General features: G+C 70.7%; 23 protein-coding genes and 2 tRNA genes. 21 read left to right on the top strand and 4 right to left on the bottom strand.

What is annotated here, in order from left to right:
• The first annotated feature begins 58 nt into the window (after positions 1 to 58).
• The 3 genes from ACIRB1_RS24175 to ACIRB1_RS24165 all read left to right on the top strand — a co-directional run bounded on the left by ACIRB1_RS24175 (position 59) and on the right by ACIRB1_RS24165 (position 3,237).
• On the top strand, positions 59 to 1,345 hold the full coding sequence (locus tag ACIRB1_RS24175; protein WP_352182595.1) for a glutamate-5-semialdehyde dehydrogenase: 1,287 nt from the start codon (positions 59 to 61) through the stop codon (positions 1,343 to 1,345).
• Between the two features lie 120 nt (positions 1,346 to 1,465).
• Entirely contained in the window at positions 1,466 to 2,047 is a 582-nt protein-coding gene (locus ACIRB1_RS24170) for a hypothetical protein (RefSeq protein WP_352182596.1), read from the top strand.
• 89 nt (positions 2,048 to 2,136) lie between these two features.
• A complete protein-coding gene (locus ACIRB1_RS24165; RefSeq protein ID WP_403466918.1) occupies positions 2,137 to 3,237 on the top strand; it encodes a hypothetical protein in 1,101 nt (366 codons plus the stop codon).
• Between the two features lie 174 nt (positions 3,238 to 3,411).
• Here the strand turns inward: ACIRB1_RS24165 and ACIRB1_RS24160 are convergent, their stop codons facing one another.
• Positions 3,412 to 4,533: a M48 family metallopeptidase gene (locus tag ACIRB1_RS24160; protein ID WP_352182598.1), complete on the bottom strand. Its 1,122-nt coding sequence runs from the start codon at positions 4,531 to 4,533 to the stop codon at positions 3,412 to 3,414.
• Between the two features lie 101 nt (positions 4,534 to 4,634).
• Between ACIRB1_RS24160 and ACIRB1_RS24155 the strand changes: the two genes are divergently transcribed.
• From ACIRB1_RS24155 to ACIRB1_RS24125, 7 genes are all read left to right on the top strand, one after another.
• Positions 4,635 to 4,796, top strand: a complete 162-nt coding sequence (locus ACIRB1_RS24155; RefSeq protein ID WP_352182599.1) for a hypothetical protein — start codon at positions 4,635 to 4,637, stop codon at positions 4,794 to 4,796.
• A gap of 132 nt (positions 4,797 to 4,928) precedes the next feature.
• Positions 4,929 to 5,090: a hypothetical protein gene (locus ACIRB1_RS24150; RefSeq protein WP_033285922.1), complete on the top strand. Its 162-nt coding sequence runs from the start codon at positions 4,929 to 4,931 to the stop codon at positions 5,088 to 5,090.
• Positions 5,091 to 5,148: 58 nt separating this feature from the next.
• Positions 5,149 to 5,838, top strand: a complete 690-nt coding sequence (nadD, locus tag ACIRB1_RS24145; protein WP_026151393.1) for a nicotinate-nucleotide adenylyltransferase — start codon at positions 5,149 to 5,151, stop codon at positions 5,836 to 5,838.
• Between the two features lie 16 nt (positions 5,839 to 5,854).
• Positions 5,855 to 7,555 (top strand): LCP family protein, encoded by a 1,701-nt coding sequence (locus ACIRB1_RS24140; protein WP_403466917.1) that lies wholly within the window; start codon positions 5,855 to 5,857, stop codon positions 7,553 to 7,555.
• Between the two features lie 154 nt (positions 7,556 to 7,709).
• Positions 7,710 to 8,153, top strand: coding sequence for a ribosome silencing factor (gene rsfS / locus ACIRB1_RS24135; protein ID WP_328831471.1), 444 nt, complete (start codon positions 7,710 to 7,712; stop codon positions 8,151 to 8,153).
• Positions 8,150 to 8,815, top strand: coding sequence for a histidine phosphatase family protein (locus ACIRB1_RS24130; protein WP_352182601.1), 666 nt, complete (start codon positions 8,150 to 8,152; stop codon positions 8,813 to 8,815). Before rsfS ends, ACIRB1_RS24130 begins: the two co-directional genes overlap by 4 nt.
• Before the next feature lie 94 nt (positions 8,816 to 8,909).
• Positions 8,910 to 8,982 (top strand) — tRNA-Ala (locus ACIRB1_RS24125).
• A gap of 70 nt (positions 8,983 to 9,052) precedes the next feature.
• On the opposite strand, the gene ACIRB1_RS24120 is transcribed toward ACIRB1_RS24125, so the two are convergent.
• Entirely contained in the window at positions 9,053 to 9,898 is an 846-nt protein-coding gene (locus tag ACIRB1_RS24120) for a helix-turn-helix transcriptional regulator (protein WP_403466916.1), read from the bottom strand.
• Positions 9,899 to 10,106: 208 nt separating this feature from the next.
• Between ACIRB1_RS24120 and ACIRB1_RS24115 the strand changes: the two genes are divergently transcribed.
• From ACIRB1_RS24115 to ACIRB1_RS24100, 4 genes are all read left to right on the top strand, one after another.
• Positions 10,107 to 11,483 (top strand): MFS transporter, encoded by a 1,377-nt coding sequence (locus ACIRB1_RS24115; RefSeq protein WP_352182603.1) that lies wholly within the window; start codon positions 10,107 to 10,109, stop codon positions 11,481 to 11,483.
• A 68-nt stretch (positions 11,484 to 11,551) separates the two neighbouring features.
• Positions 11,552 to 11,725, top strand: coding sequence for a hypothetical protein (locus ACIRB1_RS24110; RefSeq protein ID WP_019063265.1), 174 nt, complete (start codon positions 11,552 to 11,554; stop codon positions 11,723 to 11,725).
• A 3-nt stretch (positions 11,726 to 11,728) separates the two neighbouring features.
• Entirely contained in the window at positions 11,729 to 11,962 is a 234-nt protein-coding gene (locus ACIRB1_RS24105) for a hypothetical protein (RefSeq protein WP_003976229.1), read from the top strand.
• A gap of 127 nt (positions 11,963 to 12,089) precedes the next feature.
• A tRNA-Ala gene (locus ACIRB1_RS24100) sits at positions 12,090 to 12,162 on the top strand.
• Positions 12,163 to 12,287: 125 nt separating this feature from the next.
• Here ACIRB1_RS24100 and ACIRB1_RS24095 read toward each other — a convergent pair.
• Positions 12,288 to 13,901 (bottom strand): NADH-ubiquinone oxidoreductase-F iron-sulfur binding region domain-containing protein, encoded by a 1,614-nt coding sequence (locus tag ACIRB1_RS24095; RefSeq protein WP_352182604.1) that lies wholly within the window; start codon positions 13,899 to 13,901, stop codon positions 12,288 to 12,290.
• Positions 13,898 to 15,229, bottom strand: a complete 1,332-nt coding sequence (locus ACIRB1_RS24090) for a cytochrome b/b6 domain-containing protein (RefSeq protein WP_352182605.1) — start codon at positions 15,227 to 15,229, stop codon at positions 13,898 to 13,900. The genes ACIRB1_RS24095 and ACIRB1_RS24090 overlap by 4 nt, the downstream gene beginning before the upstream one ends.
• A 430-nt stretch (positions 15,230 to 15,659) precedes the next feature.
• Between ACIRB1_RS24090 and leuS the strand changes: the two genes are divergently transcribed.
• The 7 genes from leuS (at position 15,660) to ACIRB1_RS24055 (ending at position 25,939) form a co-directional block, all read left to right on the top strand.
• Complete coding sequence (gene leuS, locus ACIRB1_RS24085; protein WP_352182606.1) at positions 15,660 to 18,539, top strand: leucine--tRNA ligase; 2,880 nt, start codon at positions 15,660 to 15,662, stop codon at positions 18,537 to 18,539.
• 214 nt (positions 18,540 to 18,753) lie between these two features.
• Positions 18,754 to 19,485, top strand: coding sequence for a hypothetical protein (locus ACIRB1_RS24080; protein ID WP_352182607.1), 732 nt, complete (start codon positions 18,754 to 18,756; stop codon positions 19,483 to 19,485).
• Positions 19,486 to 19,593: 108 nt separating this feature from the next.
• Positions 19,594 to 20,439: a DegV family protein gene (locus ACIRB1_RS24075; protein ID WP_352182608.1), complete on the top strand. Its 846-nt coding sequence runs from the start codon at positions 19,594 to 19,596 to the stop codon at positions 20,437 to 20,439.
• Positions 20,440 to 21,232: 793 nt separating this feature from the next.
• Entirely contained in the window at positions 21,233 to 22,105 is an 873-nt protein-coding gene (locus ACIRB1_RS24070) for a helix-hairpin-helix domain-containing protein (protein WP_403466915.1), read from the top strand.
• Between the two features lie 35 nt (positions 22,106 to 22,140).
• Positions 22,141 to 24,765 carry a ComEC/Rec2 family competence protein gene (locus tag ACIRB1_RS24065; protein WP_352182745.1) on the top strand — a complete coding sequence of 875 codons (2,625 nt, stop codon included), beginning with the start codon at positions 22,141 to 22,143 and terminating at the stop codon, positions 24,763 to 24,765.
• A 130-nt stretch (positions 24,766 to 24,895) separates the two neighbouring features.
• Positions 24,896 to 25,681: an arylamine N-acetyltransferase gene (locus tag ACIRB1_RS24060; protein WP_403466914.1), complete on the top strand. Its 786-nt coding sequence runs from the start codon at positions 24,896 to 24,898 to the stop codon at positions 25,679 to 25,681.
• Between the two features lie 12 nt (positions 25,682 to 25,693).
• Positions 25,694 to 25,939, top strand: a complete 246-nt coding sequence (locus ACIRB1_RS24055; protein WP_352182653.1) for a hypothetical protein — start codon at positions 25,694 to 25,696, stop codon at positions 25,937 to 25,939.
• The last annotated feature ends 93 nt before the right edge of the window (positions 25,940 to 26,032 follow it).

Raw genomic sequence — 26,032 nt, 5'->3', positions numbered from 1 at the left:
TGTCTCGCGGTGTGGGATGGCCGCTGGACGCCTCCGCCCGGCGCACTACCCTTCCCTCATGACCACGCTCTCGCCGTACGACGCCATGTCCCCGGTCACGCAGGCCGCCTACCGCGCCAAGTCCGCCGCCGCCGACCTCGCGCCGCTGCCGCGCGCCGAGAAGGACGACGCGCTGCTCGCCATCGCGGACGCGCTGGAGGTCCGGACGAGCGAGATCGTCGAGGCCAACGCCAAGGACATCGCCAAGGCCCGCGCGGCCGGCACCAGCGAGGCGATCATCGACCGGCTGACGCTCACGCCGGAGCGGGTGCGGGCCATCGCCTCGGACGTGCGGGACGTCGTCGCGCTGCCCGACCCGGTCGGCGAGGTCGTCCGCGGCTCGACCCTCCCGAACGGCATCGACCTGCGCCAGGTCCGCGTCCCCCTCGGCGTCGTCGGCATCATCTACGAGGCCCGCCCGAACGTCACCGTGGACGCCGCCGCCCTCTGCCTCAAGTCCGGCAACGCGGTCCTCCTGCGCGGCTCGGCCTCCGCCTTCGAGTCGAACACCGCCCTCGTGCGCGTCATCCGCGACGCCGTCGGCGGCGCCGGACTCCCCGCCGACGCCGTGCAGTTGGTGCCCGGCGAGAGCCGCGAGAGCGTCCGCGAACTGATGCGCGCCCGCGGCCTGGTCGACGTACTCATCCCGCGCGGCGGCGCCTCCCTGATCCAGACCGTCGTCAGCGAGTCGACCGTCCCCGTGATCGAGACCGGCGTCGGCAACTGCCACGTCTACGTCGACGCCGACGCCGACCTCGACATGGCGATCGACATCCTGATCAACTCCAAGGCCCAGCGCCCCAGCGTCTGCAACGCCGCCGAGACCCTCCTCGTCCACCAGGACATCGCCCCCGAGTTCCTGCCGCGCGCCCTGGACGCCCTCGCCGAGGCGGGGGTCACCGTCCACGCCGACGAGCGCGTCCTCGCCTACGCCAAGGACTCCCAGGCCACCGTCGTCGAGGCCACCCCGGAGGACTGGGACACCGAGTACCTCTCCTACGACATCGCCGCCGCCGTCGTCGACTCGCTCGACAAGGCCGTCCAGCACATCCGGCTGTGGAGCTCCGGCCACACCGAGGCGATCGTCACCACCTCCCAGCAGGCGGCCCGCCGCTTCACCCAGCTGGTCGACTCCACCACGGTCGCCGTGAACGCCTCCACGCGCTTCACGGACGGCAGTCAGTTCGGCTTCGGCGCCGAGATCGGGATCTCCACCCAGAAGCTGCACGCGCGGGGCCCGATGGGCCTGCCGGAGCTGACGAGCACCAAGTACATCGTCACGGGCGACGGCCACATCCGCCGCTGAGGCACCGCCATCCGGCATATGCGTCGGGCATACGGCCACGTCCTGGCGGAGACGTCTCACCCAGCGGATGAATTTCCGTACCGTCTGCCCAAATTGACCCCCCAGGTCTACTCTGGAGAGGTGCCGGAGGACGTGGGGGGTACGCCGTTCCCTGACGGCTGGGAGCCCGACGACGACCACGACCGCGGAAAGTCGGACGAAGAGTTCGCATCCGTGGTCTTCGACGAGGCCTTCGTACGGGCGGCCGTAGTACACGAGCCGACCGCCGTCGAACGCCTCCTGGCCGCGGCGCAGGCACGAGCCGAGGCCTCCGAGGCCGAAGCCCGCCGCGCCCAGCACGGCAGACGCGCACGAGGCGATGACGACCCCTTCGAGGACGCCTACGGGCGCGAATTCGGCCATGATCCGGAACTCGACGACCTCGACGACGCCGATCTCGCCGAGGGCCGCTACGGCGCCCCCGGGAGCTATGGCAAACAGGTCCGCTGGCACCGCCCCGTCGCCTGGCTGCTCGCCGTCGTGATGGGCATCGGCATGGTCGCCCTGGCCTTCTCCGCGGTCTACCGGGGCGGCTCCTCGGGCGGCCGTGACCGCGTCCCGCCCCCCGCCTCCACGGGTGTGGAACAGGGCACGGCGGCTGCGCCCTCCGCTTCCGCCGACAACTCCCAGCCACCGCTGTCCGCGGCCCCGCGCACGCCCTGAGCGAGCTGTGACGGGCTCGGTGAGAACCTGTCAGAACTTGTCGTGTAGCAGGGCGTTTACCTGAGGCTCCAGAGACCTACTCTGAAAGTATGGGCGGTCCAGGAGACCCACCTGAGGGGACGTCCGAGGGCGCTCCCGGTGGTGGTGAGGACGAGTACCGATCCGTCGTCTTCGACGAGTCGTTCGTCCGCGCTGCCCGCCTCCAGGAGTTCTCCGCGCAGGAGCGCATGGCCGACCACGCGCCCGCCGTCCGCCGCCGCCCGGCCCTCCGCCGCGGTCTCTCCCGCCAGGCCCTGATCCTCGTCATGCTGATCGCCGTCGCCTTCGGCACCGCGATCTACATGGGCGTACGGCACCCCTACACCACCCCTACGGCCCAGCAGCCCGCCGAGCCACTGAGGATGACCGTCATACCGCTGTCCCCGCAGGGCAAGGTCCCGGGGGCGGCGGACGCCGAGGACCTCTATGCGCACAGTCCCGCCGCGCAGTTCGGCATCGGCGGCGAGGGCGTGCCGCTGCCGGCCGCGCGGCGCACCGCGCACTTCTCGGACAGCCAGGTCATCGCCGCCCTGAGCACCGCCAAGGACTACATCGTGGAGTCCTCGCTCTACCCGGCCGTACTCACCGGCGGACAGACCCGCCCCGCGCGCGTCCTCGTCGACCCGGACCAACTCGACCAGTTCGACCAGAGCTTCGAGCGCCCGACCGCCGACGGCCGGCACGAGCCGACCGGATGGCTGGTTCGCTTCGACCCCTCACGCGTCCAGCTCGCCGACCGCAAGATCCGCGTCCAGGGCACCCTCCAGGCCACCGAGGTCGACTCCTCCACCCTCGAGGTCACCGCCGACGGAACCTTCGCCTACGCCCTGCGGCCCACCGACTCGGCGGCCTCGGCGTCGGCCTCCGCCGGCTCCGGTGTCAAGGCCCAGGTGTCCCTGTTCACCGTCCGCCGCGAACTGCACTTCCGCTTCGACCGCGACGACCTGCGCATGCACCAGGCCCAGCTCATCGTCTCCTACGTCCAGGCCGGGCCCCTGTCCTGCGCCGACGACTCCGTGACGTACCTCCGCCCCCTGCTCGCCGGCCAGACCGCCAAGGCGGGCGGCCCGGCCGGCACGGACCCGTACGCGACGAGCGGGGCGACGGCGCTGTGCGGGACGCTGGCGGCGGGGGCACAGCCGAAGGTGTGAGTTTCCTGAGTTTTCGCTCGCGCGGGACGCTGCGCACACGCTGGAGGTTGCGCCCGCACCGGAGGTTGCGCACACATCGGAAGCCGCGGAGCCACTGGAAGCCGCGCAGCCACCGGAGGCCGCGCGGTCAGCGGACCGCGCGGCCGTGTCCTGCGTGAGGAGTGAGGCCGGTGCTCAGTCCCGCGGCGGTGTGCCGTCCGAGGGCGGCTGCTCCGTGCCGTTGGTGCCCGACGGCGGCTCGTCCTGCGGGGCGGAACTCGCGAAGCCGCCAAAGCCGCGCCGTACCCGGCCGCCCAGGTCGCCCGCGCCGCCGGCGAAGTCGCTGACCAGCTTCATCAGCGGGTCCTTGGAGCTCTTGACGTTGCTGGCGTAGCTCGCCGCCGACTCGCGGAACGAGTCCGTGACCGAGGTGTCCTTGTCCTCGCTGCGCCGCGGGTAGTGGCCGTCCATGATCCGCTGGTAGTCGCGGGACTCGGCCCACTTCTTCAGCTCGGCCGCGCGCACGGTGGTGAAGGGGTGGGAGCGGGGCAGCACGTTCAGGATCTTCAGGACGGAGTCGCGGAGGTCACCGCCGGACTCGAACTCCTCGGCCTGCTTGAGGAAGGCGTCCACGTTCATCTCGTGCAGGTGGTTGCCGCCGGCGATCTTCATCAGGCCGCGCATGGAGGCCCGCAGGTCCTGGCCGACCAGCAGACCCGCGCGGTCGGCGGACAGCTCCGACTTGCGGAACCACTCGCGCAGCGCCGTCACGATCGCCAGGATCGCGAGGTTGCCCAGCGGGATCCAGGCGACCTTCAGGGCGAGGTTGGTGAGGAACAGCAGGATCGTGCGATACACGGAGTGGCCGGACAGCGCGTGGCCCACCTCGTGGCCGACGACCGCCCGCATCTCCTCCTCGTCGAGCAGCTCGACCAGGCCGGTGGTGACGACGATGATCGGCTCGTCCAGCCCGATGCACATCGCGTTGGGCTGCGGGTCCTGGGTGACGTACATCGGCGGGACCTTCTCCAGGTCCAGGATGTAACAGGCGTCCCGCAGCATGTCGTTGAGGTGCGCGAACTGCTGGTCCGACACGCGCACCGAGTCGGACAGGAACAGCAGCCGCAGGCTGCGCTCGGGAAGCAGCCCGCTGAGCGCCTTGAACACCGTGTCGAACCCGGTCAGCTTGCGCAGCGCCACCAGGGCGGAGCGGTCGGCCGGGTGCTCGTACGCACGCGAGGAGATCCCCGGGAAGCGCCTGCGCTGCCTGCTCGGTACGTGCTCGTGCCCGTTCTGCTCGTGGCCGTCTTCGGACATGTGGTCCCCCAAGTGCGTGTGTGTGCCCTGAGTGCCCCCGAAGCAGAGCCCAGCCTAGGCGGAGATACCGTTGACGGGCAGTACAGCGAAGGAGTCAACGCATGGAGCCCCATACCGCAGCCGCCTGGCTCGCAGAGGCCGCGAACGCCGCCCCCCGGCAAGGGTCGGGGGACCTGCTCAGGGTCGTACTGATCGTCATGTTCCTCGGCTGCATCCTGACCGCGTGGTTCCTGCTGCGCGGGTACAAACAGAAGGACGACTGAGGCGCCCGTCGAGTTCCCGGCCGGGGCGCCGGGCGCGTTCCCAATGGCGGAGTCGGCGTGATCGCCGCGGGGGCGCCCGCTTACCATGGGCCGACATCTTTATCCCGCCCACATCGGATAGGTTCTGCTGAGATGAGCATCCACGGCACTGCTGCCCAGTTGGTCACCCTTGCCGCCGAGGGGGAGGGCGGGGGCAATCACGAGAGCCTCCAGCCGATCATCACCGGTGGCGGCGCGTTCATCGTCCTGATGCTCCTGCTGTGGATCACCACCCGTTTCAACCGCGACCGTTAAGGTCCGTCGGCCGGACGGGTCACGGGGCCTTCACACCGGGCCGGTAGGGTCTGCTCGCATGGGAGAGCAGGACATGCCTACCGGTCCGGCGAACGACACGACGCGTGGCACGGAGATCCGCATGGCGAACGGCCCGCGCAACAACGGCCCGTCGAACCCCGGCAAGCGCCGTCTCGGCGTCATGGGCGGAACGTTCGACCCGATCCACCACGGGCACCTCGTGGCGGCCAGCGAGGTCGCCGCGCAGTTCCACCTGGACGAGGTGATCTTCGTCCCGACCGGTCAGCCGTGGCAGAAGACCGACCGCAAGGTCGCGCTGGCCGAGGACCGCTATCTGATGACGGTCATCGCGACCGCCGAGAACCCCCAGTTCTCGGTGAGCCGTATCGACATCGACCGCGGCGGCCCCACCTACACCACGGACACCCTGCGGGACCTGCGCGCGCTCAACCCCGACGCGGACCTCTTCTTCATCACCGGCGCCGACGCCCTCGGCGCGATCCTGACCTGGCGGGACGCGGAGGAACTGTTCTCCCTCGCGCACTTCATCGGGGTCACCCGCCCCGGCCACACGCTGACCGACCCGGGCCTGCCGGAGGGTGGCGTCTCCTTGATCGAGGTGCCCGCCCTCGCGATCTCCTCCACGGACTGCCGGGCGAGAGTCGCGAAGGGGGATCCCGTCTGGTACCTGGTGCCCGACGGAGTCGTGCGCTATATCGACAAGCGCGAGCTGTACCGCGGCGAGTGAGCCGAGAGGGGCACCGGTGAACGACCGATACGACGCCGGGTACGGCGGCGACCAGTACGAACTCGTCGGCTACGACGAGTACAACCAGCCTGTCTACCGGCAGGTCCCGGCCCAGCAGACCCAACAGCCCCCGCAGCAGCAGCCGTACGACCCGTACGGACAGCAGCAGCAACAGGGCTACGCCTACGACCCCTACGGGACCGGCACCCAGCAGCAGCCCCCGTCCTACGACACCGGCGCCTACGACACGGGCCGGCAGGCCCCCCAGCCCGGCTACGACCCGTACGCCACCGGGACGACGACGGCCTACGACCCCTACGGGCAGACCGCGAGCAGCGGACAGCAGCCCCGGGTCGCCGAGCAGACCGCCTATATCCCGCAGCAGGGCGGCCCGGCCGAGGAAACCGAAGCCCCGAAAACCCCGGAGACGGGTGAACGGGACTACCGCACCGAGCAGTTCGCCTTCGTGGAGGAGCCGACCGGCGACTCCGAGGACGTCATCGACTGGCTGAACTTCACGGAGAACCGCACCGAGCGCCGCGAGGAGGCCAAGCGCCGCGCGCGGGGCCGCGTGGTCGCCCTCGTCGTGGTCCTCGCGCTGGTCGTGGCCGGCGGCGTCGGCTACCTCTGGTCCGCGGGGAAGCTCCCCGGAGTCTCCTCGTCCGGCTCGAAGAAGGGCACCACCACGGCCGTGGGCGCCCAGAACCGCGATGTGATCGTCGTCCACCTGCACAACACCTCGAAGGGCGGCACCTCTTCGATGCTGCTCGTCGACAACACGACCCTGAAGCAGGGCACCACCGTGCTGCTGCCCAACTCCCTCGCGCTCACCGACGGCGACGGCAACACGACGACGCTGGCCAAGTCGGTCGGCGACGACGGCACCTCCGGGACCGTCGACCAGCTCAACACGGTCCTCGGCACCGACATCGAGGGCACCTGGCGGCTGGACACCCCCTACCTCCAGAACCTGGTCGACCTCGTCGGCAACATCGACCTCGACACCAACGCCGACGTGCCCGACCCGGACGCCACCAAGAAGAACGCCGCACCCCTCGTCCACAAGGGCAAGGACCAGACCCTCAGCGGCAAGATGGCCGTCGCCTACGCCACCTACCGCGCCGCCGGCGAGGCCCAGAACGCCCAGCTGGAGCGGTTCGGCCAGGTCATGCAGGCCGTGCTGCGCCAGCTGACCTCCGACCCGACGGCGGCCACCACCACCGTGCAGACCCTGGCCCAGATCCTGGACCCGCCGCTCACCGACAAGGACCTCGGCACCTTCCTCGCGAAGCTCGCCGACCTCGCCAAGAGCGGCGACTACAAGACGGCCCTGCTGCCCGTCCAGAACGACGGCACCCTGACCGCCCAGGCCTCGGCCAGCGTCGTCAAGGACATCCTGGGCGGCACCGCGAAGAGCCCCGACGAGGGCTCGGCGGTCCGGGTCGCCGTCCAGAACGCCACCGGCGTCAAGGACGACACCGAGAAGGCCCGCGTGATCCTCCTCAACGGCGGCTTCACCTTCCTGGAGGCCGGCACCGCGTCCGGGACCTCGGCCACGACCAAGATCACGTACTCCGACGCGGCCGACAAGGAGAACGCCACCGAGGTCGCCAAGACCCTGGGCCTGCCCACCAGCACCGTGACCAAGGGCACGGTCTCCGCGAACGCGGATGTGTCGGTGGTCCTGGGAGAGGACTACAAGCCGTCGTCGTCCTGAGGAGGGCGCGGTGACCGTGTGACGGAGAGCACGCCCCGGAGGGCGGAGCCGGTGTCCGACCGGCTTCCGGGGCGTGATCCGTTATTCACGTGGGGTCCCGTCCGCGGTCCGTGAGACCCTTGAGGTCTGTTGACCGCCGACCGAAAGCCGCGTAGTGACCGCCACTGACCGCTCCATCGAGCTCATCTCCGCCGCCGCCCAGGCGGCCGCCGACAAGCTCGCGCACGACATCATCGCCTACGACGTCAGCGACGTGCTGTCGATCACGGACGCCTTCCTGCTGGCCTCCGCTCCCAACGACCGCCAGGTCAAGTCGATCGTCGACGAGATCGAGGAGCGGCTCAACAAGGACCTCGGCGCCAAGCCGGTCCGCCGCGAGGGCGACCGTGACGCCCGCTGGATCCTGCTCGACTACGTCGACATCGTCGTCCACGTCCAGCACAGCGAGGAGCGCGTCTTCTACGCCCTGGAGCGGCTGTGGAAGGACTGCCCCGAGCTGGACCTCCCGGCCGAGGCCAAGGCCACCCGCGGCAAGGCTGCCGAGCACGCCAAGCTGCAGGCCGAGGAGGACGCCTCCGAGTTCGGGGAGGTGCGGTGACCGCCGGGGCCGACGGCCGCAGGGCCGGCCGCGGCCGCCGCGTCATCCTGTGGCGGCACGGGCAGACCGCGTGGAACGTGGAGCGCCGCTTCCAGGGCACCACGGACGTCGAGCTGACCGAGACCGGCGTCGGCCAGGCCCGCCGGGCCGCCCGGCTGCTGGCCTCCCTCAAGCCGGACGCGATCGTCGCCTCCGACCTGAAGCGGGCCGCGAACACGGCCGCCGAGCTGGCCGCCCTCACCGACCTCGACGTCACCCACGACGAGGGCCTGCGGGAGACCTACGCGGGCGTCTGGCAGGGGCTGACGCACGAGGAGATCATCGCCCGCCACGGCGAGGAGTACGCCGCGTGGAAGCGCGGCGAGCCGGTGCGCCGCGGCGGCGGCGAACTGGAGAGCGAGGTCGCCGACCGGGCCGCTCCCGTCGTGCTGCGGCACGCCGAGAAACTGCCCGAGGACGGCACCCTCGTGGTGGTCAGCCACGGCGGCACGATCCGCACCACCATCGGTCGTCTCCTCGGTCTCGAGTCCCAGCACTGGGAGAGTCTCGGCGGCCTCTCCAACTGCTGCTGGTCCGTCCTCGGCGAGGGCGCCCGCGGCTGGCGCCTGCTGGAACACAACGCCGGCACGCTCCCGGAACCGGTGCTCGGCGACGACGACTGAGCGGCCCTCCAGGGCCCCGACCCCGGATTTCACTTTCCGGCAGGTCGCAGGCTAAAGTTCTTCTTGTTCGCCCCGCCGAGCGGGAAGAACACACGGGGCTATAGCTCAGTTGGTAGAGCGCCTGCATGGCATGCAGGAGGTCAGGAGTTCAATTCTCCTTAGCTCCACAGATCGACACTCTTGAGTTGTCAAAGATCGAGAGTCGTTGACGGTCGAATCGATCAGATCCCGTCCCTTTCAGGGGCGGGATTTTTTCGTGCCTGTCAGCGCCGCCGCGCGCAGCCGGGTCTCCTCGTCGGCCGGGGTGTAGACCACGATCCGGCACTCCGGCATGCCGTGGACCGACAGCGACACCGACGTCATCCGCATCTCGCCCACCTCCGCGTGCCGGAACGTCTTCACCCGCCGCCCCGGCTCCGCCACGTCTCCGCTCCGCCACAGCCGTGCGAAGAGCGGACTCGCCGCCGACAGGCCGCGTATGAACTCCTCCCAGACGGGCTCGCCGGTATGCAGTCCGTAGGCCGAGCGCAGCGTCGCCACCATCACCGGCAGCTCCGTGTCCCGGTACAGCAGCGGGCACTCCTCGTCCGGCACCGTGAACAGCTTCCACAGCGCGTTCGGCATCGGGCCCGGCGCCAGCGGTTCCGGCCAGAACACCGTCCGGTACGGGGAGTTGGTGGCGAGGATGTCGTACCGCGAGTTGTAGACCACCGCCGGGCGCGGCTCCAGGGCGTCGAGGATGCCCTGGATCTCCGGCCCCACCGACTGCAGGACCGTCTCCGGAGGATGCGCGTACGGCACCTCGGCCAGGTGGTACAGATGCTCCCGCTCCGGCGCGTCGAGCCGGAGCGTGCGCGCCACGGCGTCCAGGACCTGCGCGGAGGCGTTGATCGGGCGCCCCTGTTCGAGCCAGGTATACCAGGTGACGCCCACGCCCGAGAGCTGCGCGACCTCCTCGCGGCGCAGTCCCGGTGTACGCCGTCGGAAGCCCGGCGGCATGCCGACGTCGTGCGGTGTCACCCTCGCGCGCCTGCTGCGCAGGAACGCGGCCAGCTCAGGCCGGCGGCGCTGTGTCGTCCTCATCCCCGTCGTCACATCCCCCATGCTCGACGCCCGGCCCGGTCCGTGCCAGGTGCTGCCAGTACCAGCATCAGCGGGCTCTCGGCACCCGTACCGGAGCGCCCTCACGCTCGACCGCATGACGACACCACCCCGTACGGAACCGGATTCCGCACCCGTTCCAACTCCTGCCACCAGTAAAGACCCTGGCACTGACAATCGCCGCGGACCGATGCTCGCGGTGCTGCTCGCGGCCCTGTTCATGGCGCTGCTCGACGTGTTCATCGTGAATGTCGCCGCCCCCACCATCGGCACCGAACTCCACGCCTCCGGCGCCGACCTTCAGCTGGTGATCGCCGGATACACCATCACGTACTCGGTGCTGCTGATCACCGGCGCCCGGCTCGGCGACCGGCTCGGCCATGCCCGGGTCCATCTCGCCGGGCTCGCCCTCTTCACCGCGGCCTCGCTCGCCTGCGGACTGGCGCAGGGCTCGACCGAGTTGATCGTGTTCCGGCTGATCCAGGGCTCCGGCTCGGCGCTGATGATCCCGCAGGTGCTGAGCCTGATCCAGCGCCACTTCGTCGGCGAGGCCCGGATGCGGGCGCTCGGCGTCTACTCGGCGGTCATCGCCGTCGGCGCCGCGGCCGGGCAGATCGTCGGCGGGGTCCTCGTCAGCGCCGATCTGTTCGGCACAGGCTGGCGGCCGGTGTTCCTCGTCAACGTGCCCGTGGGCGCCGTACTCCTGGTCCTCGGCAGGCGGGTGCTGCCGCGGGACGGCGGGGCGGAGCCGGAGCGGGCGCGGGCCTTCGACGTGCCGGGTCTCGTGCTGCTCGCCGCGTCGGTCTCGCTGCTGACGGTGCCGCTGGTGCTGGGGCAGGAGGAGGGCTGGCCGCTGTGGTCGTGGCTGTCGCTGATCGCGGCGGCGGTGCTCTTCGCGGCGTTCTGCGGCTACGAGTCCCGGCTCGCCCGGCGCGGGGGAGCCCCGCTGATCGCGCCGCGTGTGCTGCGTCACCCGGGGATGGGCCTCGCCGTCTTCCGGATCCTGGCCGTGATGGCCGTCAACGCCGGTTTCCTGTTCGCGCTCACCCTGCACGTCCAGGGCGGCCTCGGGTTCAGCGCGCTGCGCGCCGGGCTCACCTTCGCGCCGACGGCGGTCGTCTTCGGGGCGGTCGGGCTGACGTGGCGCAGGTGGCCGGCGGCCTGGCAGCGGGCGCTGACCCCGCTCGGATTCCTGATCACGATGCCGGCCGTCGCGGGAGTCGGCCTGGCGTTCGAAGGCGGCGACCGCGGCGGGGCCGTACTGTACGTGGCGTACGTCGGCGTGGGGGCCGGGCTCGCGCTCGCCTTCAGTCCGACGCTGACGCGGGCGCTGGCGACAGTGCGGCCCGAGGACGCGGCGGACGCCAGCGGACTGCTCTCCACGGTCGCCCAGCTGGGGCAGCTGCTCGGGGTCGCGGTTTTCGGCACACTGTTCTTGAACCGGCTTGAGTCACTTGGGGCCCCGGGGGCGTATACCTCTGCGGAGGCGCTTTTGGCGTGCATGTTCGCCCTGGCCGGGACGGCCGCGGTGGGTGCCGTGTCCGGACTGGTACTAAGGCGTCGCTGACCGTATTGGTCCGGCCGTGGCAGAATCAAACGGCCGGAGGGGGCGCGGCCCGACGGGAGGGAGTAGCGATGCCTGCGAGCATCATCGAGGAGGTCGACCACCTCTTCGATGCGGCGTTGATACGGGATACGATCACCCGCCTGAGCTGCCCTTCCTGCGGTTCCGCCCACGTGGCGCAAGTCCTCGGTGACAACGGCGGAGTTTCCTACGTGTGCACGGCCTGCGGCCACAGCTGGAGCTGATCGATGGGTGCACACAGGCGAAAGTGCGACTGGTGCGGCAGTGGGACGCCGATCGTCCGTGACATGGAACCGGTGAATCCCGACTACCAGTACTGGTGCGAGGAGTGCGCGCGGGCGCTGATCATAAAAGGCGATCCGATCGAGACGTACCGCGAACTCGAGGGCGAGCCGATCTACGGTCGGCTCCTCGAAGAGCACTGCACTTTGAAACGGTTCTATTCCTTCGTCACCGCTTGACCCCGGGCGGGCCCGCCCGGTGGACCATAGCCGTCGAATCCGTACAGAACGGAAACGATTTGGTGGTGCACCGGGTCCACCGTGTAATGTTTGCTTCGCCGCCGGGGAGACCCGGAGGACATCGCAAGGGGCTATAGCTCAGTTGGTAGAGCGCCTGCATGGCATGCAGGAGGTCAGGAGTTCAATTCTCCTTAGCTCCACAGAAGTCGAAGGCGGATCATCCCTCGGGATGATCCGCCTTCGGTGTGTTCAGGGGGAGTTGGCGCCGGTCAGGGGCCGGTGGGCCGCCCCTTCTCAAGAAGAGGCGGCGTCGCCGTCCGTGCGCTCAGCGGCCCAGGGCCCGCCGGCCGCGGCCCTGGGAGAGGACCGGCAGGTTCCGGGACGGGGTCTTGTCCCGGGGAGACTCCTCCTCCAGACGCAGGGCGAGCGCGGGGCAACGGCGCACCGCGCGGAGCGCCTTCGCCTCGGCGTACCGAGGCACCTGGGCCTGCGCGACGGTGGGGAAGCCGTCCGCGCCGAGTTCGAAGACCTCCGGGAGGATGTCCGCGCACAGACCGTGGCCCCGGCACAGCGTCCAGTCGACGTAGATCTTCTGACGGCTGGGACCGCTCTCCTCGGCCTCCGCGCCGCTCGTGATGCCCGCCGGGAGCTGGCCGCCCTCGAAGAGCGGCAGAACGCCCTCCACGGGCCTTCCGCAGCCGTTCCCGAGGACGTGGGCGGCGAGGTCGTCCGTGAACGCCTTGATGGTCGACTCCAGGAACATCGCGGAGCCGTCCGGGTGCGAGCACGCGCCGCGCCGCTTCACGGCCTTGGCGACCTGCTTGAGCGCCTCCAGGGCGGCCGGGCCGCCGCCGTTGAGGATGTCCTCCATGCCGCGCGCGGCGGCGGGCAGACCGAGGTAGCAGGGACCGCACTGTCCCGCGCTCTCGTCGGCCAGCCACTGGGCCACGCGCAGTGACTCGCCCAGCGGGCAGGTCTCCTGGGTGATCGGCATGATGGCGCCCGCGCCGAGCGCACCGCCCACCGCGTCCAGTGAGTTGCGGGAGACGATCGCCTCGTTGACCGTCGCCGCGTCGATCCACTTGCCGTGGTAACCGCCCGTCAGCACACCCTGGGGGACTGGCGGGGCGCCGGCCAACTGCAGGACGTAGCGCAACGGAACGCCGGTGGGGACCTCGATCACCATGGGGCGCGCGACCGCCCCGGAGACCGTGAGCATGACGGTGCCGGGCTCGTCGTAGAGGCCGGTGTTGCCGTAGCGCTCGGGGCCGATGCGGGCGGCGATGGCGAGTTGGGCGAACGTCTCGGCGTTCGACAGCAGGGTGGGGGCGCCGCCGACGCCGTTCTGGGAGGCGCTGACCTTGCGGCCGGGCGGGATCGCCGGGCCGCCGTCGATCGAGCGGATCAGTGACGCGGCGGCACCGGTGACCATGCGGACCGGGTTGCGCTGGACGAACGCCTTCAGTGCCGAACGGCGGGTGTTGCTCAGGCCGCGCTCGGAGAGTGCCGCCTCCATGGAGCGCTGCGTCGACTCCCTGGTGACCCCCACCACGAGCGTGCGGGCCCCCAGGGCCTCGGCGACCAGGAGGGCACCGTCCAGGATGAGGTGAGGGGCACGGTTGATGAGCACCGTGTCCTTGCGGCAGGCCGGTTCGTCCTCACTGCCGTTGACGACGACGACCGGTCGTACGCCGCGTTTGATCGCCGCCTCGGCGACCGAACGCAGCTTCTTGTGGAAGGGGAAGCCCGCGCCGCCGCGGCCCTTCAGGTTGATGGCCTCGGAGAGCTTCGCGAGCTGCTCCCCGCCCATCGGTTCGAGCGGCCCGTGCACCTTCAGGTGCATGGGCAGGTCGAGTCGCTCGACAAGGTCGAAGCCCGACGTGAGCTGCGGAAGCCCGACGACGCGGACTTCTGGGACGTCGGGCAGGGCCTCGTTCACCTATAGCCTCCGGAAGGCGTGTTCCAAGGTTCGCCCGAGCCGCCCTGCGCGTCGAAGTCGTACGAAGCGTTGGGCGTTTGATCAGTGGCGGGACCGCTGTTGTACGTGTCATTGGGGTTGTACGTACCGGAGGTGCCGTTCGACTCACCGGTGGGGTACGCGTATCCCTCCCCATAGCCGCCCGTGCCCGAATTGTTGTTGTACGTCGGGATGTTGTACCCGGTGTCCTGGAGCGGGTCGTACGCCGACGGGGGCGCCTCGCCGACCGGCGGCGGCGTCGGGATCGGCCAGCTGCCGGAGGTGCTGCCGCCGCTCTCCATGCGCGGGACGGCCTGGGTGTTCTGCATGTCCATCGGCACGTTCATGCGCGCTGTCTGGTCGGTGATGTACGGCATCTGGCCGGTGGACTCCGGCGTGGCGGTGCGGTAGGCGGCCGCGAAGTCGTTCTGGGCGGGCTCCGGGGTCATGGACCTCGTCTCGTACGTGGCGGGGTCCACGCGCGGGACCGACCCGGTGTCGGTGAACGAGGACTGCCGCGCGGCCCGTCGGCCCTCGGCCGGACGCCGGCTCTCGAAGCCCGGCAGCGTGGACTCGCCCACGCGGCCCCGGCTCGCGTCGAGCTCGTCCAGGCCGGGACGCTCCTCGTTGCCCAGGAGCCGGGCGACCCTGTCGGCGAACTTCCGCTTGAACGGGCGGGGGGCCGAGCGCAGGGCGAGGGCGGCGGCGACCCCGACCAGGCACAGCTCGTACGAGATCATGAAGAACGGCTTCGCCGCGCGGCCCGCGAACAGGCCGTGGACCAGCGCGGCGCACCAGGCCGGGTAGGCCAGCATGTGCATCGCGCGCCAGCGGGCGGCGATGGGCGCGGGGGACGCGAACTGGTTGCGCAGGGCGCCGGTGATGCCCACGAAGATCATGAGCAGGCCGGCCAGGGAACCGAGGCCGATGAGCCCGGCGCTGCCCTTCACGCCGAGGCTGAAGGGGATCAGCGCGGCGATCAGGACGGTGTGGTCGAGTGCCAGCTTGACCGTGATGTGGATCACCAGGAAGGCGATCGAGCCGACGGCGGTCACCCGGTGGATGCCCTGGGCCACGATCCGCTGGCGGATGTTGAGGATGACCCGGTCCTGGGCGACCAGCCCCCAGATCACGGAGCAGGTGAGCGAGACGAGCGAGAGGACGCCCGCACCGAAGTTGAGGAAGTCCTGTACCCGGCTGCCTCCGAGCAGCACGAACACGGGTATGAAGATCAGGACGACAAGGCTCACCACGCCATAGGCCGAACGGCCCGGCTTGGGGAGCGAACTGGTACTACGACGAGGGTTCATGGGGGCAACTCCGAGCAGTATCGGGAAAGCGGTCCCGCTGCCGAACTCTAAGTGGCTCCATACCGGTGGGTACGAGGTTTGAGTTATTGCGTTGTTATCAAACGACAATGCGCTTGCTGTGATGTCCCGTAGGGGGTGGTACGCGAAGGTAGTCCTTGAACTTCGTTCAGTCCGGGTCGGTGTGGTCAGGGTGCCAAGGGTGATACGGAAGCGCGTCGCGTTGTGCTCAAGGGCTGCGGTACTCTGACGCCATGCGTGCTGTACGCCTTCTGCTTAGCGAGCCGCGCTGATCAGTCCCGACCACCGGCGAACGGTGAGGTCGGAATCGGCGCGGCGTCCCCTCCTGTGCGAGGGGATTTTTCATTTGGTGAATGTCACAGCCTGAATGTCGCAGCCGCTGGCAGAGACGATCGATGGAGCCTTGAGGATCATGAGCGAGACGAACCCCGCTGCCGCCGCCGAAGTGGTCGCGCCGCACCGCTACACGGCCGCCATGGCCGCGGACATCGAGGCACGCTGGCAGGACTTCTGGGATGCCGAGGGCACCTACGAGGCACCGAACCCGAGCGGTGACCTGGCCGGCGACCCCGAACTGGTCGCCCGCCCCAAGAAGTTCATCATGGACATGTTCCCGTACCCCTCCGGTGCGGGCCTGCACGTCGGCCACCCCCTGGGCTACATCGCCACCGACGTGTTCGCCCGGTACCAGCGGATGACCGGCCACAACGTGCTGCACACCCTGGGCTTCGACGCCTTCGGCCTGCCCGCCGAACAGCACGCCGTCCAGACCGGCGAGCATCCCAGGATCACCACCCTGGCCGCCATCACCAACATGAAGTCCCAGCTGCGCGCGCTGGGCCTGGGCCACGACAAGCGCCGGTCCTTCGCCACGATCGACCCCGAGTACTACAAGTGGACCCAGTGGATCTTCCTGCAGATCTTCAACTCCTGGTACGACGACGAGGCCGACAAGGCCCGCCCGATCGCCGAGCTGGTCGCCCAGTTCGAGACCGGTGAGCGTGCCGTACCGGGCCACACGCGCGCGTGGGCCGAGCTGAACGCCACCGAACGTGCCGACGTCCTGGGCGAGTTCCGCCTGGCGTACGCCTCCGACGCGCCCGTCAACTGGTGCCCCGGGCTGGGCACCGTGCTGGCCAACGAGGAGGTCACCGCCGACGGCCGCTCCGAGCGCGGCAACTTCCCCGTCTTCAAGGCCAAGCTGCGCCAGTGGAACATGCGCATCACCGCCTACGCCGACCGGCTGCTGGCGGACCTGGAGGAGCTGGACTGGCCCGAGGCCATCAAGCTGCAGCAGCGCAACTGGATCGGCCGCTCCGAGGGCGCCCGCGTCGACTTCCCCGTCGACGGCGAGACCATCACCGTCTTCACCACCCGCCCCGACACCCTGTTCGGCGCGACCTACATGGTGCTGGCGCCCGAGCACCCCCTGGTCGACAAGTTCACCCCGGCCGCCTGGCCCGAGGGCACGCGTGACGCGTGGACCGGCGGTCACGCCACCCCGGCGGAGGCCGTCGCCGCGTACCGCGCGCAGGCCGGCACCAAGTCCGACGTGGAGCGGCAGGCCGAGGCCAAGGAGAAGACCGGCGTCTTCACCGGCGCGTTCGCGACCAACCCGGTCAACGGCGAGCGCATCCCGGTCTTCATCGCCGACTACGTGCTGATGGGCTACGGCACCGGCGCGATCATGGCCGTCCCGGCGGGCGACCAGCGCGACTTCGACTTCGCGCGCGCCTTCGAGCTGCCGATCACCTGCATCGTGGAGCCGACCGACGGCCGCGGCACGGACACGTCCACCTGGGAGGACGCTTTCGCGTCGTACGACGCGAAGATCATCAACTCCTCGAACGACGACATCTCCCTGGACGGCCTGCCCGTCGCCGAGGCCAAGGCCCGCATCACGGAGTGGCTGGCCCGCAAGGGCATCGGCGAGGGAACCGTCAACTTCCGCCTGCGCGACTGGCTGTTCAGCCGCCAGCGCTACTGGGGCGAGCCCTTCCCGATCGTCTACGACGAGGACGGCGTCGCGCACCCGCTGCCCGAGTCGATGCTGCCCCTGGAGCTGCCGGAGGTCGAGGACTACTCGCCGCGCACCTTCGACCCGGACGACGCCAACACGTCCCCGGAGACGCCCCTGTCCCGCAACGAGGACTGGGTCGCCGTCACCCTGGACCTGGGCGACGGCCGCGGCCCCCGGAAGTACCGCCGCGAGACCAACACCATGCCGAACTGGGCCGGTTCCTGCTGGTACGAACTGCGCTACCTGGACCCGCACAACGACCAGCAGCTGGTCGACCCCGCCATCGAGCAGTACTGGATGGGCCCCCGCGCGGGCATGCCGCACGGCGGCGTCGACCTGTACGTCGGCGGCGCCGAGCACGCCGTACTGCACCTGCTGTACGCCCGCTTCTGGTCCAAGGTGCTGTTCGACCTGGGGCACATCTCGTCCCCCGAGCCGTTCCACAAGCTGTTCAACCAGGGCATGATCCAGGCCTACGTCTACCGCGACAGCCGCGGCTTCCCGGTGCCGGCCGCCGAGGTGGAGGAGCGCGACGGTGCCTACTACTACCAGGGCGAGAAGGTCTCCCGGCTGCTGGGCAAGATGGGCAAGTCCCTGAAGAACGCGGTCACTCCGGACGAGATCTGCGACGAGTACGGCGCCGACACCCTGCGCCTGTACGAGATGGCCATGGGTCCCCTGGACGTCTCCCGGCCGTGGGACACGCGCGCGGTGGTGGGCCAGTACCGGCTGCTGCAGCGGCTGTGGCGCAACATCGTCGACGAGACGACCGGCGAGGTCACGGTCGTCGACACCGAGCCCGACGAGGACACGCTGCGTGCCCTGCACAAGGCGATCGACGGGGTGCGCCAGGACCTGGCGGGCCTGCGCTTCAACACGGCCATCGCCAAGATCACCGAGCTGAACAACCAGCTGACCAAGGCGGGCGGCGCCCTGCCGCGCCCGGTCGCCGAGTCGCTGGTGCTGCTGATCGCGCCGCTGGCCCCGCACATCGCCGAGGAACTGTGGCGCAAGCTGGGCCACACCGACACGGTGGTCCACCAGGACTTCCCGGTCGCCGACCCGGCGTACGTCGTGGACGAGAGCGTGACCTGCGTCGTGCAGATCAAGGGCAAGGTCAAGGCGCGCCTGGAGGTCTCCCCGACGATCTCCGACGCCGAGCTGGAGAAGGTCGCGCTGGCCGACGAGAAGGTCGTCGCCGCGCTGGAGGGCGCGGGCATCCGCAAGGTCATCGTGCGGGCGCCGAAGCTGGTGAACATCGTTCCGGCGTAGGTCCGTGGTCCGGTAGTTCCGCGTAGTTCCGCGCGGGCCTTCAGCGAGGTCGGGGCGAGGGCCTTAGGAGTTGCTTTTCGCCGTGGCCGGGCGGTTGGCTCGGGGTAGTCCCCTACGGGCAGGTTCGGGGTTCCTGTGGAACTCGGGACCTGCCCGTTGCGTTTACCTTGGAAGAGCGGCGCGGTGTGTGCCGTCCGGAGCCGGTGGAGGAGCGTTGGAAGCCGTGATCACAGTCTTCGCCCTTCTCTTCCTGCTGTTCGTGGTGCTCGGCAGCTATGCCGCGGTGAAGGCGATCGGCGCGGCCAAGCGCGGCGTCGACCGCACGGTCGCGCAGGCCCGGCGCTCGGTCGAGGACCACACCCTGCGCGCCAAGTCCTTCGCCCAGCCCGGCCCGCAGGGGCAGGTGGCCCAACTGCGCCTCGCCCTGCGGACATCGATGCGCGCGACCCAGGACGCGCTGCACGCGGGCGTGACCGAGGACGAATCCCTCAAGGAGTCCCTCGGCCTCTTCGAGCGGCTCAGCGCGCACGGCCGCGAACTCGACGGCGAGCTGCGGCGCTTGGAGTCCGAGCCCGACCGCAAGACCCTCGCCGAGCGACTGCCCGCCCTGCGCGAGCGCACCGAGCGCATCACGAAGTCGGCGGACTCACTGCGCTGGGCCGCCCGCGACCGCGCCGGCCGCTTCGCGGAGGACGACCTGGACTCGCTCAGCGCCCAGATAGACATGGAGGCCGGCGCCCTGCGGCACTGGACGAAGGCGGACCACACGCCGCCTCCGTGGCCCGACGCCCCGGCCGCCGACGCCACCACCACCCGGCAGACCTGGCCGGAGCCCCCGCGCTCCCGCCCCGCTCCCGAGGAGCCGGCCCCGTCCGCCATCACCCCGCCGGGACGGCGCCCCAGCTACCCGTGGCAGAAGAAACCCCGCCCGGAGAGCACGACTTGATCGCGCGGTACCGAGCGTGTGGGCGATGTGTAAGGATCCGGCCGGTTCCGGCCCAGGTGAAAGGGGTCGGGCTGCCGTCCGGCCGCTACGGCAGGTAACCTCCAGCTCATGTCCCGCCATGTCGCGATCGTCACCGATTCAACGGCCTACCTGCCGCCGCTGACGATGGAGCGCCACGGCATCACAGCGGTGCCGCTGACCGTGGTCCTCGGCGACCGGGCGCTCGAAGAGGGCACCGAGATCTCCACCCGCTCCCTGGCCCAGGCCCTCCAGAAGCGACGCTCGGTCACCACCTCGCGCCCCAGCCCCCAGCTCTTCGCGGAGACCTACCGCAAGGTCGCCGAGTCCGGCGCCACCGGCATCGTCTCCCTCCACCTCTCCGCCGAACTCTCCGGCACCTACGACGCTGCCGTCGTCGCCGCGCGTGAGGCACCGGTGCCGGTGCGGGTCGTGGACACCGGGATGGTCGCGATGGCCCTCGGCTTCTGCGCCCTCGCCGCGGCCGAGACGGCGGAGGCCGGCGGCACGGTGGACGAGGCGGTGACGGCCGCGGAGAAGCGGGCCGCCGGTACGTCCGCCTACTTCTACGTCGACACCCTCGACTATTTGCGCCGGGGCGGCCGTATCGGCGCGGCCCAGGCGCTGCTCGGCTCCGCGCTCGCCGTGAAGCCGCTGCTCCAGCTGGAGGGCGGGCGCATCGAACTCCTGGAGAAGGTACGGACGGCGTCGAAGGCGATCGCCCGGCTCGAAGAACTCGCGGCGGACCGGGCGGGCAGCGCACAGGTCGACATCGCCGTCCACCATCTCTCCGCGCCCGAGCGGGCGTCGGCGCTCGCGGATCGCTTGCGGGGGCGGGTGCCGGGGCTGGCGGATCTGCATGTCAGTGAGGTCGGGGCGGTGATCGGGGCGCATACCGGGCCTGGGTTGTTGGGGGCTGTGGTTTCGGCTCGGTGACGGGGAGTGCCGGGGGCGATGTTCCTTGGCGGGGTGTGCGAGGCCAGGTGTCCTGGCCGGTGCCTTGTGTGGGGACGCCCGTATGGGTGACGGAGTTATCCACAACTGGGCTGTCGTCCCCGGGAATTGACCAAGATCATCGCGAAGTCGCGGGATGTCCGATGCTCGGCACATGGCACTTCGATCACGCTCACACACAGCGACTGCGACCAGCGGCCCGGGCCGCGCTCCCTTCTCCGACGGCCGGACCCGGTATCGCCGACCGGCGACGCGGGGGCGGGCACATCGTCAGGCTTCGGCGGACGAGCTTCGGCGGCGGGCGGAACTGCTCTTTGGCGAACGGGCCGGGGAGCGGGGGGAGTTGGGGAGTGGGCCGCCGGGTGGTGGCGGGGATGTCGGTGCGGGTGGCGGCGGAGGTGGGTGCGCGGGCCCTGGTTCGTCGGTTGAGGAGGGGGCGGGGTCTTCTGTTTCGCCGGTGACTGAGGCGACGGGGCGTGCGGTTCTGCCGGTGAGTGAGGCGAGGGGGCATGCGGTTCCCCCGGCGACTGAGGCAAGGGCGCATGCGGTTCTGCCCGTGGTGAGGGCGGCGGGGCTTGGTTTTCCGGCGCCTGTTGATGCTGGGCCGTGGGCTGTTCCGGAGGCGGAGCCGAAGTCGGAGGCGGAGCCGGGGTCGGGGCGTGGGCCCGAGTCGGAGCCGGAGATCGAGTCGTCGGCAAGGCAGTTGAAGGGAGAGCGGGAGCGGGCGGTCCTTGTGGGGGCGCCGGCGGGTGTTGCTCCTGAACCCGATGGGTTCTTGGGCGCCGACGCGGCTGAAGTGGCCGCAGATGCTGGGGGCTTGGCGGACCCCGGAGATTTCAGCCGTGCCGGTGAGGCGGGTACCCGGCGGGACCGGGCGTCGGGGGCTTGGCGGGAGCGGGTCGGGGCGGCTCTGCGGGAGCGGATGCCGGTGTGGGTGCAGACGCGGTGTGGGCTGGAGCGGCGGAACGTGATCGCGCTCGGTGTTCTGCTGCTGGTGGCCGGGGTCTTCGCCGTGCAGCACTTCTGGGTGGGCCGGACTCAACCCGTTCGCGCACCGGAGGTTGTCCGCGCGGCGGCTCCCTTTGGAGACGGGGGTGGGAGCGAGGGCGGGGCTGCGGGCAAAGGGGCCGGAGCGCGTGCCTCGTCGGTCGGAGCGCGCCCTGCGAGTGGGGCCGATGCCACCGGTGCCGCCGGTGCCGAGATCGTCGTGGATGTCAGCGGCAAGGTCCGGGAGCCCGGGGTGCATCGGCTTCCGGCCGGTTCGCGGGTGACCGACGCCCTGCGGGTGGCGGGTGGGGTGCGTCCGGGGACGAACACGGAGGGGCTCAACCGTGCTCGGTTCCTCGTGGACGGGGAGCAGATCGTCGTCGGCGCTCCGGCCCCCGCGGCAGCGCCGGGTGTGGGCGGCGCGAACACCGCAGGAGTCGCCGGTTCCGCCGCGGGAGCAGTTCCGACGGCCCCGGTCTCCCTCAACACGGGCACCGCGGACCAGCTCAACACCCTGCCCGGCGTAGGCCCGGTGCTGGCGCAGCACATCATCGACTACCGCACCCAGCACGGCGGTTTCCGCACGGTGGACGAACTGCGTCAGGTCAACGGCATCGGCGACCGCCGCTTCGCCGACCTGCGGGATCTGGTCCAGCCATGACCCACGTCCAGGACGTTCCGCCCGGGCCCGAGCCCATGCCCCCTCGTCGCACGGCGCGGGACGACATCCCCGCACCTCCCCACCGGACCGTGCACGCCACCTCCGGCAACCAGCTGGGTACCCCCCACCCCCACCGGGAAGGACCGACAGACCTACGACTCGTACCACCTGCACTCGCGGCCTGGGCTACCGCGGCACTCGCACTCGACGCGTCACCGGCGTGGGTCACGGGAGTAGCACTCGCGGCTGTGGCGGTGGCGCTCGTGCTACTGATGACACGGCAACGGACCACACGGCGGCAGCCCACCCGTCCACAGTCCACACGGCCACAGTCCACACCGCGCCAGCCGACATGGAGGCACGCCACGTGGCCCCGTGTCTCGATCGCCGCGCTGCTTCTCTCCATCGCCGCGGCCGCGGCCTCTGCCGGGCTGCACGGGGCGGATCTGCGGCGCGGGCCGGTACCCGAGTTGGCACGGGAGTACGCGACCGTGACCGCGGAGGTGGAGGTCGGTTCCGATCCACGGCTGACCCGGCCCCGGATCAGTGGGGATCACGCGGCTCCGGTCTCCGTGCTGGTCGACGCCGAGGTGCGGCGGGTCGAGGAGATGGACGGGACGGTCGTGGAGACACGGGCACCGGTGCTGTTGATCGTCGACCCGGGCTCGTCCACCAAGAGAGGGGGCGCGAAAGGGGATTCGCATGGCGGGCCGGAGCGTTCACCTTGGCTCGGGCTGCTTCCCTCCACGCGAGTCAAGGTGACCGCGAGGTTGGCACCCTCACTGACGAGCGGGGACCGGGTCGCGGCGGTGCTGCGGGTGCGGAACCAACCGGTGCCGGAGGTGGTGGAGGAGCCATCCGGGGCGCAGCGGTTCGCGGGGCGGTTGCGGGCAGGGCTGCGTGAGGCCACCGACGGATTGCCGGGCGACGCGCGGGCGTTGCTGCCGGGGCTGGTCGTCGGGGACACCGCGCGGATCACACCCGAGTTGGACGAGGCCTTCAAGGAGACGGACCTCGCGCACACCCTCGCCGTGTCCGGAAGCAACCTGACCATCTTGCTCGCTCTCCTCATCGGCCCGCCCGGCCTCGCCCAGCACATCGAACGCCGGGGTCTGGCACCGCGTCTGGGCATCTCCCTCCGGGCGACGGCACTGCTCGGCGGGGTGCTCACGCTCGGCTTCGTCGTCGTGTGCCGTCCCGACCCGAGCGTGCTGCGGGCCGCGGCCTGCGGAGCCGTAGCGCTGCTCGCCCTCGCGACCGGGCGCCGCAGATCACTGATCCCGGCCCTGGCGACGGCCGTCCTGCTGCTGGTGCTCTACGACCCGTGGCTGGCCCGGAGTTATGGCTTCCTGCTCTCTGTGCTGGCGACCGGCGCGTTGCTCACGCTCGCGCCGCGCTGGAGCGAGACGCTGCGGCGGCACCGGGTTCCGCCGCGGTTGGCCGAGGCGCTGGCCGCAGCCGCTGCCGCGCAGGCGTTGTGCGCGCCGGTCGTGGCCGTGTTGTCGGCGCGGGTCAGTCTGGTGGCGGTGCCGTGCAATCTGCTCGCGGAGATCGCGGTCGCGCCGGCCACGGTGTTGGGTTTCGCCGCGCTGGCGGTGGCGCCGGTGGCGATGCCGGTGGCCAAGGTGCTCGCGTGGGGCGCGAGTTGGCCCACGGGGTGGATCGCGGACGTCGCCCGGACCGGCGCGGCGCTGCCCGGTGGGGGAGTGGACTGGCCGGGGAGTTGGACCGGGGCGCTGCTTCTCGCCGTCGTGGTCGCGGCCCTTGTGCTGGTCGGGCGGCGGCTGTTGAAGTACCCCTGGCTGTGCGGGGTGTGCGGGTTCGTACTGCTGCTGATCGTGGTGGCACCGGCGCCGTTGACCCGGGTGATCACGGGGTGGCCGCCGCCGGGTTGGCGGTTCGCGATGTGTGATGTCGGGCAGGGGGACGCGACGGTGCTCGCGGTCGGCAAGGGCACTGGCGTGGTCGTGGACGCCGGTCCCGATCCGAAGCCGGTCGACCAGTGTCTGCGCACGCTCGGTATCACCAGAATCCCGCTCGTCGTGCTGACCCACTTCCACGCCGACCACGTGGCGGGGCTGCCCGGGGTGTTGCGGGGCCGTTCGGTGGGCGCGATCGAGACGACGTCGTTCGAAGAGCCCGCGGACCAGGTCGAGTTCGTGCGGAGGGCGGCGGCGGAACGGCACATCCCGATCACCCGGGCCGTGGCCGGCGAGGAGCGGCGCACCGGCCCGCTGGCCTGGCAGGTGCTGTGGCCCCCACCGCCCTCACCGCGCCAGGCGCCCGACCTGGACGGGCCGAACGACGCCAGCATCGCCCTGCTGGTACGGACGGCCGGGCTAAGGCTGCTGCTGCTCGGGGATCTCGAACCTCCGGCCCAGCAACAGCTGTTGAGGTCACCGGCAGCCGCGCTGCTGGGCAACGTGGACGTACTCAAAGTCGCCCATCACGGCTCGGCCTACCAAGACCCGGACCTGATACGCAGAGTGGCCCCGCGGCTCGCGCTGATCTCCTGCGGCGAGCACAACGTCTACGGTCACCCCGCCCCGAGTACGGTCGCGGCGCTGCGGGCCATGGGCGCGGTGGTGCTGCGCACGGACGAGGACGGGGCGTTGGCGGTCGGCGGAAGCGGGGAGGGATTGCGGGTGATACGCGGGTGATGGAACGGGTGGGGCGGCGCGGGTCACTGGCACGGCGCCTTCAGGTCCAACGACCGGACCGCTGCACCGTAGGCCCAAATCTCACCCGGCAGCACGCGCACCGCCCCCGTCCCGGAGTGAGACTGGGGGCATGAACCCCGCACAGGTCGACGCCTACCTCCACCGCCTGGGCCTCGCCCGCCCACCCGCGCCCACCGCCGACGCACTACGTGAGCTGCAACTCCACCATCTGCGGGCCGTGCCCTTCGAGAACCTGTCGGTCCATCTGGGCGAGGAGATCGTGCTGGACGAGAACCGCCTGGTGGACAAGGTGGTGGGCGCGTGCAGGGGCGGTTTCTGCTACGAACTCAACGGCGCCTTCGGGGCGTTGCTCGGCGCCCTCGGCTTCGAGGTCACCCCGCTCGCCGCGCGGGTGCACGGGGACGAGGGGCGGCTCGGCATCCCGTACGACCATCTCGCGCTGCGGGTGGGGACGGCGGACGGGAGTGTGTGGCTGGCCGACGTGGGTTTCGGCAAGCACAGCCACCACCCGCTGGCGTTCGCGGAACGGGGTGGGCAGCCGGACCCGGGCGGGACGTTCACGCTGGTCGAGGTGGGACCCGACCTGGACGTCGTCCACGAGGGCAAGCCGCAGTACCGCCTGGAACTTCGGCCCCGGGAACTCGCCGATTTCGTGGCCGGGGCGTGGTGGCACAGCACGTCACCGGCCTCCCACTTCACCCAGTCCCTGGTCTGTTCCCGGCTCCTGGAGGACGGCGGAAGGATCACGCTCTCCGGCCGGACCCTCACGGTGACCAGCGAGGAGGGTACGCGGGACGTACGTGAACTGACCACGGACGACGAAGTGTTGGGGGCGTACCGGGAGCGGTTCGGGATCGTGCTGGGGTCGGTTCCGGAGGTGCGGAAGCGGGGGTAGAAAATATCCTGTGTGAGCGATGTGAGACATGTGCTGGTGCTGCCCGACCGCGACGCGGCCCAGGAGGCGGCGGAGGTGATCGGCGAGCGGTTCCCACTCGACGAGGAACCCCAGTTGGTACGGGATGCCCTGGCCGGTGAGGACGACGCCGAGGACGCCCAGTGGCTCCTGGTCCTGCGCGACGAGCACGCCCGCCTCGACCCCGGAGAGCTGGACGCCTTCGCGGGGGAGTGGGAGGGCTGGCGCGAGGAGCCGTAGAGGCGGCGGCGGTCTCGTGGTCGTAGCCGCACACCTTCCACGGCCGACTCGCCCCGGTTCTAGGGCCGGACCTCCGTTCTGAGGTCGGCCTCG

Origin of the sequence: Streptomyces sp. NPDC096013, from assembly GCF_044763565.1 — a bacterium.
GTDB lineage: Bacteria > Actinomycetota > Actinomycetes > Streptomycetales > Streptomycetaceae > Streptomyces.
Note: the sequence above shows the minus strand (reverse complement) of the source record. Positions and strands in the feature narration are given on the sequence as shown.

Excerpts from the sequence above, each read along its gene's own strand:
- ACIRB1_RS24175 (WP_352182595.1), top strand. The coding sequence starts at position 59 with ATGACCACGCTCTCGCCGTACGACGCCATGTCCCCGGTCACGCAGGCC.
- ACIRB1_RS24165 (WP_403466918.1), top strand. The coding sequence starts at position 2,137 with ATGGGCGGTCCAGGAGACCCACCTGAGGGGACGTCCGAGGGCGCTCCC.
- ACIRB1_RS24160 (WP_352182598.1), bottom strand. The coding sequence starts at position 4,533 with ATGTCCGAAGACGGCCACGAGCAGAACGGGCACGAGCACGTACCGAGC.
- ACIRB1_RS24155 (WP_352182599.1), top strand. The coding sequence starts at position 4,635 with ATGGAGCCCCATACCGCAGCCGCCTGGCTCGCAGAGGCCGCGAACGCC.
- ACIRB1_RS24150 (WP_033285922.1), top strand. The coding sequence starts at position 4,929 with ATGAGCATCCACGGCACTGCTGCCCAGTTGGTCACCCTTGCCGCCGAG.
- nadD (WP_026151393.1), top strand. The coding sequence starts at position 5,149 with ATGGGAGAGCAGGACATGCCTACCGGTCCGGCGAACGACACGACGCGT.
- ACIRB1_RS24120 (WP_403466916.1), bottom strand. The coding sequence starts at position 9,898 with ATGAGGACGACACAGCGCCGCCGGCCTGAGCTGGCCGCGTTCCTGCGC.
- ACIRB1_RS24115 (WP_352182603.1), top strand. The coding sequence starts at position 10,107 with ATGCTCGCGGTGCTGCTCGCGGCCCTGTTCATGGCGCTGCTCGACGTG.
- ACIRB1_RS24110 (WP_019063265.1), top strand. The coding sequence starts at position 11,552 with ATGCCTGCGAGCATCATCGAGGAGGTCGACCACCTCTTCGATGCGGCG.
- ACIRB1_RS24105 (WP_003976229.1), top strand. The coding sequence starts at position 11,729 with ATGGGTGCACACAGGCGAAAGTGCGACTGGTGCGGCAGTGGGACGCCG.
- ACIRB1_RS24090 (WP_352182605.1), bottom strand. The coding sequence starts at position 15,229 with ATGAACCCTCGTCGTAGTACCAGTTCGCTCCCCAAGCCGGGCCGTTCG.
- leuS (WP_352182606.1), top strand. The coding sequence starts at position 15,660 with ATGAGCGAGACGAACCCCGCTGCCGCCGCCGAAGTGGTCGCGCCGCAC.
- ACIRB1_RS24075 (WP_352182608.1), top strand. The coding sequence starts at position 19,594 with ATGTCCCGCCATGTCGCGATCGTCACCGATTCAACGGCCTACCTGCCG.
- ACIRB1_RS24065 (WP_352182745.1), top strand. The coding sequence starts at position 22,141 with ATGCCCCCTCGTCGCACGGCGCGGGACGACATCCCCGCACCTCCCCAC.
- ACIRB1_RS24060 (WP_403466914.1), top strand. The coding sequence starts at position 24,896 with ATGAACCCCGCACAGGTCGACGCCTACCTCCACCGCCTGGGCCTCGCC.